This is a genomic window from Fibrobacter sp. UBA3629 (assembly GCF_002374005.1).
In the GTDB taxonomy this organism is placed as follows: domain Bacteria; phylum Fibrobacterota; class Fibrobacteria; order Fibrobacterales; family Fibrobacteraceae; genus Fibrobacter.
In genome coordinates, this window is sequence record NZ_DFLC01000036.1 from 114,979 (window position 1) to 125,130 (window position 10,152).

General features: G+C 57.0%; 11 protein-coding genes. 10 read left to right on the forward strand and 1 reads right to left on the reverse strand.

What is annotated here, in order from left to right:
• Nucleotides 1-18: 18 nt before the first annotated feature.
• A complete protein-coding gene (gene radA / locus B2310_RS11295) occupies nt 19-1,410 on the forward strand; it encodes a DNA repair protein RadA (protein ID WP_290723728.1) in 1,392 nt (463 codons plus the stop codon).
• Nucleotides 1,411-1,477: 67 nt separating this feature from the next.
• On the opposite strand, the gene B2310_RS11300 is transcribed toward radA, so the two are convergent.
• On the reverse strand, nt 1,478-2,902 hold the full coding sequence (locus B2310_RS11300; protein ID WP_173382432.1) for a pentapeptide repeat-containing protein: 1,425 nt from the start codon (nt 2,900-2,902) through the stop codon (nt 1,478-1,480).
• Nucleotides 2,903-3,023: 121 nt separating this feature from the next.
• On the opposite strand from B2310_RS11300, the gene B2310_RS11305 reads away from it, so the two are divergent.
• From B2310_RS11305 to mdh, 9 genes are all read left to right on the forward strand, one after another.
• On the forward strand, nt 3,024-4,220 hold the full coding sequence (locus tag B2310_RS11305) for an NAD(P)/FAD-dependent oxidoreductase (protein WP_290731610.1): 1,197 nt from the start codon (nt 3,024-3,026) through the stop codon (nt 4,218-4,220).
• Nucleotides 4,221-4,226: 6 nt separating this feature from the next.
• Nucleotides 4,227-4,676 (forward strand): SufE family protein, encoded by a 450-nt coding sequence (locus B2310_RS11310; protein ID WP_290731612.1) that lies wholly within the window; start codon nt 4,227-4,229, stop codon nt 4,674-4,676.
• A 15-nt stretch (nt 4,677-4,691) separates the two neighbouring features.
• Complete coding sequence (locus B2310_RS11315; protein WP_290723718.1) at nt 4,692-5,216, forward strand: hypothetical protein; 525 nt, start codon at nt 4,692-4,694, stop codon at nt 5,214-5,216.
• Between the two features lie 46 nt (nt 5,217-5,262).
• Nucleotides 5,263-5,781, forward strand: coding sequence for a gamma carbonic anhydrase family protein (locus tag B2310_RS11320; RefSeq protein WP_173366491.1), 519 nt, complete (start codon nt 5,263-5,265; stop codon nt 5,779-5,781).
• Nucleotides 5,781-6,746, forward strand: a complete 966-nt coding sequence (locus B2310_RS11325; RefSeq protein ID WP_290731616.1) for a diacylglycerol/lipid kinase family protein — start codon at nt 5,781-5,783, stop codon at nt 6,744-6,746. Before B2310_RS11320 ends, B2310_RS11325 begins: the two co-directional genes overlap by 1 nt.
• Entirely contained in the window at nt 6,746-7,738 is a 993-nt protein-coding gene (locus B2310_RS11330; protein WP_290731619.1) for a UDP-3-O-(3-hydroxymyristoyl)glucosamine N-acyltransferase, read from the forward strand. The genes B2310_RS11325 and B2310_RS11330 overlap by 1 nt, the downstream gene beginning before the upstream one ends.
• Nucleotide 7,739: 1 nt before the next feature.
• Nucleotides 7,740-8,603: a UDP-3-O-acyl-N-acetylglucosamine deacetylase gene (locus B2310_RS11335; protein WP_290731621.1), complete on the forward strand. Its 864-nt coding sequence runs from the start codon at nt 7,740-7,742 to the stop codon at nt 8,601-8,603.
• Complete coding sequence (gene fabZ, locus B2310_RS11340; RefSeq protein ID WP_290723705.1) at nt 8,572-9,063, forward strand: 3-hydroxyacyl-ACP dehydratase FabZ; 492 nt, start codon at nt 8,572-8,574, stop codon at nt 9,061-9,063. Before B2310_RS11335 ends, fabZ begins: the two co-directional genes overlap by 32 nt.
• 65 nt (nt 9,064-9,128) lie before the next feature.
• Nucleotides 9,129-10,070: a malate dehydrogenase gene (gene mdh, locus B2310_RS11345; RefSeq protein WP_072978496.1), complete on the forward strand. Its 942-nt coding sequence runs from the start codon at nt 9,129-9,131 to the stop codon at nt 10,068-10,070.
• Nucleotides 10,071-10,152 lie beyond the last annotated feature (82 nt).

Sequence of the window (10,152 nt, forward strand, 5' to 3'; positions counted from 1 at the left end):
TTTATTATATTAGTGCACATGGTAGCAGTAAACAAGTCGAAGAAAGAAATTGAATACCTCTGCACGGACTGCGGTAACACGACGCCCAAGTGGGTCGGGAAGTGCCCGTTCTGCGGGGCGTGGAATACCCTCAAGGAACATGCGGTAGAGCCTGTCAATACGGGGGCTGCGCGTGGCGGGCGCGGGCTTGGAGGTCCGGTCCATCAGGTCGTGGCACTCAAGGATGTGGCTACGGAAGACACGCGGCGGCTGAGCACCGCCAATACGGAATTCGACCGCGTGCTCGGAGGCGGGCTTGCGCCAGGTTCCCTGGTGCTCATCGGTGGCGATCCCGGGATAGGCAAGTCCACCCTGGTGCTCACGACTCTCGCCACGATGACAGCCGCCGGCGTGAAGACGCTGTATGTGAGCGGGGAAGAGAGCGCTTGCCAGGTGAAACTCAGGAGCGAACGCCTGAACATTTCTGGTTCCGACATGCTGCTCCTGTGCGAGACGAGCCTCGAGAAGATCGTGGAACACGCGAAAGAGGTCAAACCGCAGGTCATGGTCATCGACTCCATACAGACGGTTTACAAGGGCGACCTCTCGGGCACTCCGGGGTCGGCGGCCCAGCTTCGCGAATGCACTCTCGACCTCATGGTGTTCGCGAAGAATACGGGCTGCATCACCATCCTCATCGGGCATGTGACGAAGGACGGGCAAATAGCGGGGCCGCGCATCCTCGAGCACATGGTCGATACGGTCGTCTACTTCGAGGGCGACCGCAACCACCAGTACCGCCTGCTGCGGACCATCAAGAACCGTTTCGGCGCGACCGACGAGGTGGGCGTTTTCGAGATGACGAGCCACGGGCTGGAGTCGGTGGCGAACCCGAGCAAGGTCTTTTTGCAGGAGAATATCCCGCCTACGCCGGGAAGCGTCGTCTGCTGCACGATGGAAGGGACGCGCGCTCTCCTGTTCGAGACGCAGGCGCTCGTGAACCAGACGGGTTTTGCCGTGCCTCAGCGCGTGGCCGCGGGTATCGACCCGAAGCGTCTCACGATTATCCTCGCCCTGCTCGAGAAGTTTGGCGGAGTGTCGATAGGCGCATCCGACGTGTTCGCGACGATTGCGGGCGGCATGAAGGTGACTGACGCCTCGTCCGATCTCGCGCTCGCTCTTGCCATCGCGAGCAACCACCTGGGTATCCCGCTCGGCCGCCAGACCATCGCGGTCGGCGAGCTCGGACTTTCAGGCGAGGTCCGCAGCGTGAGCCTTCTGGACCAGCGGATCAAGGAGGCCATCCGGTTGGGGATGGTGGAGGCTGTCGTCCCTGCCAATGGCCGCCTGCCCGAGAATCTCGGCAATATGAAGGTGGTGCGCATCCGGAGCCTTTCAGAAGCTATTTCCTGGCTCATGGACAAGAAGTAACCTCCCTGACCCCAAAAAGGAAGCCCCGCATTGGTGCGGGGCTTCTTAAATCCGTTAGAGGTTTTGACTACTCGTCGTCATCGTCGCTGTGTTTTCTCTTTTTCTTCTTTTTCTTTTTCGGCATGGCGTCGTCAGAAACAGAAGACTTCTTGCCGGAACCCTGCACGACCACTTCGGCGGCCTTTTCACCCGGCTTGGTAAAGCCGTACTGGCGCGGGTCGAAGCCGGCGGGGAACTTGGTGCGGCTGTCGTAGATGACCTTCTTGGCGGTGAACTTCTCGATCTTGGCGTCGCTCAGGTCGGCACCGGAGAAGTCGACGTTCTCCATCTTGGTGTCGGCGTCGATCTTGACGTTCCTCATCTTGGCGTTGGTGAAACGCACCTTCACGAGCTTGGCACCGGCGAAGCTAGCACCGTTGAGCTGGGTGCCGATGAAGTCGGTCTGCTCGATCGTGGAGTTCGAGAGGTTGGCCTTGTCCATGTCTGCGCCGTCGAAGATGTTCTTCTTGATGTAGGCGCCATCGAACACGGCTTTCGTAAGTTCGGTTCCGCGGAATTCGCACTTGTTCACTTCGGTATCGAAGAAGGAGGACTTGCTGAGCTTCGCCTTGTCAAAGTTGCTCTTGGAAACAGAGCCCTTGTCGAAGACCACGCCGGTCAGGTCCTGTCCGGTGAACTTCATGTTCTTCACGGTGGACTGGGCGAACTTGGCCTTCTGGAGCTGTGTCTTGGAGAGGTCGACGTCGTTGAATTCGGTCAGCGAGAGGTCCGCTTCCTGGAGGTTCACGTTCTGGAACTCGGCACCGCTGAAGTTAGCCTGGGAAAGACCCGCCTTGGCGAAGTTCACGTTGATGAGGTCAACGCCCTTGAAGTTCGCGGCGATGAGGTTGCAGGCCGTAAAGTCGGTCTTCACGATGGTCGCCTTCTTGAGGTTCACTTCGCCCATCAGGGAGCGGGAGAAGTTGGCGTTCGTGAGGTTTGCCTTGCTGAGGTCGGCACGGGTAAGGTCCACGTCCATGACGGAGGCCTGCGTGAAGTCCACCTTGCTGAAGTCCGTTTCGTCGGCCACCTTCATGGCGTCGAGGCGGGCATTCTTGAAGTTTACGTTCGGGAACTGGCTACCGAGGAGCGTTGCACGGTAGAGGTCGGCCTCTTCCATGTCTGCGCCCTTGAAGTTGGAATTGCGGATATCGGCGCCGCTGATGGTCACCTTCTTAAGGTTCGCGTTCTTGAAGTTCGCTTCGCTAATCACTGCGTTACGGAAGGAGACTTCCGGGAGCTGAGCGCCCTGGAAGTTTATCTTTTCACCGGCGCTGCGCTGGAAGTCGGTCACGTTCTTTTTTGCTTTGGCGTTCGAAAAATCAAACCCGTCGATACGCTTGTCGCGGAAAGACGTGTTTAGATCCTGACCGGAATAATCCTGGGCAAAACCGCTGATCGCCAGTGCGCCAACGAGGCAGAGCCCGAACTTCGTTATCATCTTCATATTCATATACAATTCCCTTTAAGGATAAAAACCAAATAACGGATAGCCCTAAAATAATTAAAAAAAATGACAAATAGCAATAGAAAAGAAAAAAACTTTATAAATAAAAGCTAATTTATACCCCGAAATGGCAAATTTTGCATCAAATCGGTACGATGTGGTGGTTTGCGGGGCCGGTCCTGCCGGTCTCATGGCGGCTTGCACCCTGGGAAGATTGACCGGCGGTGCCAGACGGATTCTCCTTTTGGATAAGAAGGAGCCTTGGAAGGAACCCATTTTCTGTGCAGAAGCGGTTTCTACGGACAGGCTTAACGCCCTTTGGCCCGTGGACCCCTCCTTTGTCCGCGGTTCGCTTTCCGGAATCTATTTCACATCGCCCAAGCGTTATCGTGCGGAATTCTACAGCAAGGATTGCGGTCTCATCCTGGACCGAGCCCGGTTCCATCACTCCATCTCGGATGGCTGTTGCGCTGCGGGCGTGGAATGCCGTTACGACGCTCTGATCAAGAAATTGGAAAAGACGGCGGATGGTTGGAATGTGACGGTCTCGGTTGCGGGCGGCGCGCTTGAAACGGTCTCTGCGGCTGCGGTTGTCGATGCGTCCGGTCCGAGCTGCAGGCTTACCCGTGGAATCGAATGCCTCGAGGGCATCGAGTCGGGTGATACCGACCTCGAACCCGCGATTTTCGCGGTGGCGGAAGGCATCGAGCACAGCCGCGAGCATATTGAACTCTTTTTCGGAAGCGAGTTTCCTGATGGCTACGGCTGGATTTTCCCGCGCAACGGCGTGGAAGTGAATATCGGCTTTGTTCTCGGCAAGAACGTGCGCCACAAGGAACCCCTGCGCAAAAAGCTTCTGGACTTTATCGCTAAGGATTATCCGAATGCGAAGGTGAAGGCCGTCTATGGAGGCACGATTTCGTGTGGGCAGTCGACGAAGCCCATGGCCAAGTGCGGACTTTTCAAGGCGGGCGATGCCGCAAGTTGCATGAACCCCATTAGCCGCTCGGGTATCGTGGAAGCCTTGCTCTGTGGAAAGATTGTTGCCGAGTCCGTAAAAAATTGGCTCGATGACGCCGGCGAAAACCGCAAAAAGATCGAAGCCGAAGTTCAGGAACGCTGGATGGCGGCCCTCGGTCGGCAGCACCTGCAGATTGCTCGGGCAAAACCCGGATTCAACAGCATTTCGGATGCGCAGTTCGACCGTGCCGCCAAGAAACTCTCGAAACTGCCGCGCGAAAAGCAGACTCTCCTCCGCATCTTCTTCGCGGTGCTTTGGGCGTGCCCCACTGTTATATGGAAAATGCGCTCGTTTATTCGGTAGGAATCGATGATGTCGGGAAATATTGCAGAAAGAGTCGAGGATGTCAGGGCCAAGTTCGCTTCGTTTGCCGATCCGGACGACAAGTGGAAATTCCTGCTCGATCTCGCTCGCGCCCACAAGGGGATGGACGCTTCGCTCAAGGCGGAAAAATTCATCATCCAGGGGTGCGCCTCCACGATGTACCTTGTGCCCAAGTTCGATGGCGCCGTTCTCCATTTCGAGATGGATGTCGAGGGCGGCACGACGAACCCGCTGATCAGCCGGGGCCTCGGAGCGCTAGCCCTCAGGGTCTACAACGATTTGCCGCCAAACGAAATCCTTTCGCTCGACCCCGTGTTTTTTCAGCAGATTGGCTTGAATGTCGGACTTTCGCCGACCCGCTCCAACGGCTTTGCGAGTCTGCTAAAACAAATTTATCTGTATGCGCGCGTCTTTGACGCCATGTCTAAAAAGTAAAAGGTAGGTTAGAATATGGTTAGTTTCTTGAATGGCAAGAGCCCCTTTGACGAAGCAGAAGAAAAGCTGGAAGCGGGGGAGACTGTAAACGGTCGCCCCAAGATGCCAACCGGCCCCATCATGGGCTGGCAAGACGGCGTGTTCCTTTTGGTGGTCATCGCCCTGATTGTCGGCGGCTACCAGTATTACCAGTATGCAAAGCGTTCCAGCGCGGAAACGTTTGCCCGCTGTGATGCGCTTTATCAGGCCGCCCAGGAAGATCCGCAGAAGTATGCGGAAGTGGAAGCATGCTACGACAGCACCTGGGAACTCGGGTTCGTGAGCGATTCCATGGAAGTGCTGCGCCAGAACCGCCAGGGTGCCATTGCCGATATGCGTAGCGCCCAGAAGGATATCCTCGAAGATGCGAAGGGTGCCCTCGACGAGGGCGATACGGTCAAGGCCGTCACAATGCTTCGCAAATATGCCGGCGCCAAGCTCCTTCGCCCCGCTGATGCGGCGGAATGGAACAAGATTTCTGCGATTCCCGTGGCCGAATAAGTCCCGGCGTGGTCTCCATTGCGGAATAATAATGTAGATTGGGGTTATGTCTAGGTTTGTCGAGATTGACGGAATGTCTCCCCGACTGGGGGAACGCGTGTTTGTGGCCGATGGGGCATTTCTCGTTGGCGACGTGGAATTGGGGGATGATTCTTCCGTGTTTTACGGGGCAGTGCTCCGTGGCGACCTAGCTCCGATTCGCGTAGGTATGCGGACGAATATCCAGGATAACGTGACGGTCCATGTTTCGACGGATGTCCCGACAGTTATTGGAAACGAGGTGACCGTGGGGCACAACGCGGTGCTGCATGCCTGCACGATTGACGACAATGTGCTTATTGGCATGGGGGCTATCGTGATGGATGGCGCGCACATCAAGAAAAATTGCATTGTGGGGGCCGGAGCCGTCGTTACCCAGGGCAAGGAATTTCCTGAGAATTCCCTGGTCCTTGGTTCTCCCGCCCATGTGGTCCGCGAACTGACTGTTGAAGAAATCGAGAATGTCCGCGGCGGGATGTTCCGCTATGTCGAAATAAAGGACAAGCTCTTGCGCGGGAACGGCTGATGGGTTTCAAGTTCGTATTTCTCATCAATCCCATCAGTGGAGGCGGGCAGGGCAAGGTTATCTTTAACTTCTTGCCCGAAATTATGGCATCCATGGGCTTTGCTGCAGAAGAATGGAAGGCCGAGTTCACCCACTACGAAGGCATGGAAGCGCAGATTCTTGATGCGCTTTCCCATACGGAAACGCTTATCGCGGTCGGTGGCGACGGAACGGTGTCCGCGGTCTTGTCGACGATGCTTGCCTCCGATTTCGCGACCAGGGTGAAGATTGGGCTTATTCCGCTGGGGACGGGCAACGACCTTGCACGCGTGCTAAAGCTCTACAAGCCTTTTGTGGACCAGGGGCTTTTGTTCCTGGTGCGTCGGCTGCTGCGTGCTTCTGCGACTCCGTTCGATATCTGGAAAGTCAACGGGAAATATGCGCTCGCCAACTACTTTTCGGGTGGTATCGACGCCCGCATCGCGCATGATTTCAACCAGGACCGTGCTAGCGGAGCGATTTCTTCGTCTTCCGTGGTGGCAAACAAGCTGCATTACGTCCGCCGTTTCTTTGCCGACAGGAACTACCGCCTTACGCAGGGCTCTCTCCGCTATGTCGATAAGTACGGCAAGTCGCATAGCCTTGACTTGAAGGGCCACCGCACCTTGATTGTCGGGAATATCCCGAGCTTTGCGAGTGGCGCGAATCCCTTTTTTAGGGCCAATATGGCGGATGGATTCCTGGAGGTGGTCGACGTGCCTAATATGCCCACCTTCTTGCTTGCGATTGCGATAGGGAACATCCCACTGCTTGGCTACATTTTCAAATGCCATTTTCTCAAGTCAATCAAGGTCCATTCTCTTGAAATGACGGTGCGTCCGGACGAGTTCTTGCAGCTTGACGGCGAAGACATGAGTGGCAGGCTGGGCGAAAAGATTTCGATCGAGTTTGCCGCGCAGGTGCAGATGCTGAGGCTGGAGGATTGATGCGTCCGGTCAAGCTATCGGTTGTCCTAGAATGGCTACGGGCCGATGCGGAAACGCGCGTCTCGCCGGAATTCGAAATAACGGGTTTTGCGTCTATAGACTCGGCCGGACCGGCCGATGCCAGCTTTTGGATGGGCGCTTCTGCGAAGAACGAGACGAATGCGAATGGCTTCGCGTCGTCGCTCTTGCCGCGGGTGCGGGCCGGTTTGTTGTTCGTGCCGCGCGATGCTTTCGATGACGCGTGCGAATTGTTTAAGCAGGTGCTCTGCGTCGCCCCTGTCGAAAACCCGTATCATGCGATGGTACTGTTCTTGGAAAAGTTTGCCGCGGACGAACCTGCGCATGCGCTGGCTGTCGCAAATACCGCGCGTGTGCATGCGAGCGCCGTCGTCGAAGGTCGCGTGGGCGAAAATGCGGTCGTGGGCCCGGGATGCGTGGTGATGCGGGGTGCTGAAGTGGGTGACGGCTGTGTCCTGGAAGCAAATGTGACCGTTTATCCGAACGTAAAGATAGGCCGGAACTGCGTGTTCCAGGCGGGCGCCGTTATAGGTTCGCGCGGGTTCGGGTTCTATGAATTTGAGGGCAGGCGCCGGCCGGTCCCACACCTTGCTGGCGTGCGCATCGGAGACAACTGCGGCTTTGGGGCGAATGCAGTGGTGGCCGCGGGATTCTTGAACCCTACCACGATTGGGGACGGGTGCCAGTTCGATTCGTTTGTTCAAATCGCTCACAACTGCCGATTGGGCAGTGGCGTCTACATGGCCTCGCAGACGGCGGTTGCCGGTTCCGTGGTGGTTGAGGACGGCGTGGAATTCGCGGGAGGCGCGAAGGCCGCGGGCCACTTGACCATAGGCAAGGGGGCGCGCGTCGCCGCGAAGGCGGGAGTGACAAAGAGTGTCCCGGCTGGCCGGACTGTTGCCGGTTTCCCCGCCGAAGAAATTACGCAGTGGCGCCGCTCGATGGTGCGCCTCCGCCAGATGGGGAAGAAGTAGCATGCCGGCCTTCAAGAGTCTAGAATTTGCGTCGCCTTCGCTTTCGTACCCGCAGGCTAGAGTCCGCGTGGATATCCTCGAGAAGGATCCGAACCGTGCGCCACGCGTATGCTGGTATGTTGGCGATGAACTTTTCTATTCGACGGATTCCCTGCATTGTTATGGCGAACTCGGGTATCGCGTGGCGCGCACGGCGATTTACTCGAGACCTGGCCTGCACGGCCCGCTTTCCCTCGCCTCGACGGAGCATCTGGCGCCCGTATTCCTCATGTGGCCGAACCAGCGGTTCGATGTGCATGCCACCGAACTCCCGATGATGGACGGTAGCGCTCTCCCGTTCTTCCATGCCTTGAGGAAAGTCGCCGGTATTCCCGAACCCCTCTGCTTTTACGATGTTCCCGTGTCGTTTGACCTGGAGTTCCCGCGTGGTCGCGTGAGCGTATCGCCTGCGGACTGCTTCGAGGTGGAATACGAGATTACCCGCGATGCGACTGCGGGTGACGTCGCTTTCCGCTCGGCGGCGACCCTCTCGGTGTATTCTGCGGAAGACCTCTACCGCGCATTTTCGGCCCGCACGTTCATTTTCGAAGAAGATTACGCGAAGGCCCGCGCCGAAGGTCTCCTCGCCGGGGTAGACGAATCCTGCGGCATGCTCCTGGGTAGCGCGGGAGAACACCCCCGTTACCGCATGGCGGAAGAACCCGCCTGTCACAAGATTTTGGACCTGCTGGGCGATCTTGCCTTCGCGGTCCCTGCTTTACCAAAGGTTCGCGTTCAAATATTGAACGGCGGCCATACCATTCACCATAAAATCATGGAGAAACTCCTGCCTTATGTCTCTACTGGAAACCCTCAAGAAGTCTGATAAACCCGGAATCCTTTACGATGCCGCCGTGGTTCACGAACTGCTCCCGCAGAAGTTCCCGTTCGCCTTTGTCGACGAAATCCTGAGCCTCGACTTGGGCGACGGCAAGGAGGTCCTTCCGTCCCTGACGGGTCTTTTCCACGTGACGGGCGAGGAAAAGTTCTTCCAGGGACATTTCCCCGGCAATCCGGTGATGCCCGGCGTGCTGCAGGTGGAATCCATGGCCCAGGCAGCGACACTCCTCACGATGATTGCCCGCGAAGCCGAAGTGGTGGGTAAGCGTCCCGCTTTCATGGGCATCGAGAACTGCCGTTTCAGGAACCCCGTGCTCCCTGGTATGGACATTCGCCTCGAAGTGAAGCTCCTTTCCGTACGTCACGGCATCTTCAAGTATTCGGGCAAGGCCTTCCTCGACGAAAAACTGATGTGCGAAGCCGATTTCGTTGCCGCGATGGTCTAGCATTGGCCCGAAATATTGCTATATTTACGCCGTAATAATTCTATACCTTAAAAGGAAGGTTAATCATGGCTAGAAAGAAGATTGCACTCGTTGGTGCTGGTCAAATCGGTGGTACAATGGCTCTCGTGCTCGCCCAGAAGAATCTCGGCGACGTGGTCCTTATCGATATTCCGCAGACTCAGGGTATGCCCAAGGGCAAGGCTCTCGACATCATGGAAGGCCGTTCCGTCATCAACTCCTCCGTGGATCTTCAGGGTTCTACCGACTACTCCGCCATCAAGGGCGCAGACGTCGTAATCGTGACCGCCGGTTTCCCGCGTATGCCGGGCATGAGCCGCGACGACCTCCTGGACAAGAACTGCGGCGTGATCAAGACCGTTGCCGAAGCCATCAAGGAAAACGCTCCGGACGCTTTCGTCATCGTCATTACGAACCCGCTCGACGCCATGGTCTACAACATGCAGAAGCAGTCCGGCCTCCCGGCCAACAAGGTCATCGGTATGGCTGGCGTGCTTGACTCTGCCCGTCTCGCTTGCTTCGTCGCCGACGAACTCGGCGTGTCTGTCGAAGACGTGAAGGCCCTCGTGATGGGTGGCCACGGCGACACCATGGTCTCCATCATGGAATGCGTGTCTGTTGGCGGTATCCCGGTTTCTCAGCTCATGAGCAAGGAAAAGTTTGCCGAACTCGCCAAGCGTACCGCCGGTGCCGGTGGCGAAATCGTGAACCTCCTCGGCCGCGGCTCCGCTTTCTACAGCCCGGCTACTTCTGCCATCCACATGGCCGAAGCCTACCTCCTCGACAAGAAGAGCGTGTTCTCTTGCGCTGCCAAGCTGAACGGCGAATACGGCGTGAAGGGCCTCTACTGCGGTGTGCCGGTCGTGGTCGGTGCAAACGGTGTCGAGAAGATTCTCGAAGTCAAGATGAGCGACGAAGAAAAGGCCGCCTTCGAAAAGTCCGTCGAGGCTTGCAAGAAGAACGCCGAATGGGTCGACGCTCACACGTAATTATAGAGATGTCATCCCCGCGTAGGCGGGGATCTTCCTATGAAAAATCCCTCGGCTTTGAGCTGAACCCAAAAAGTTGGAC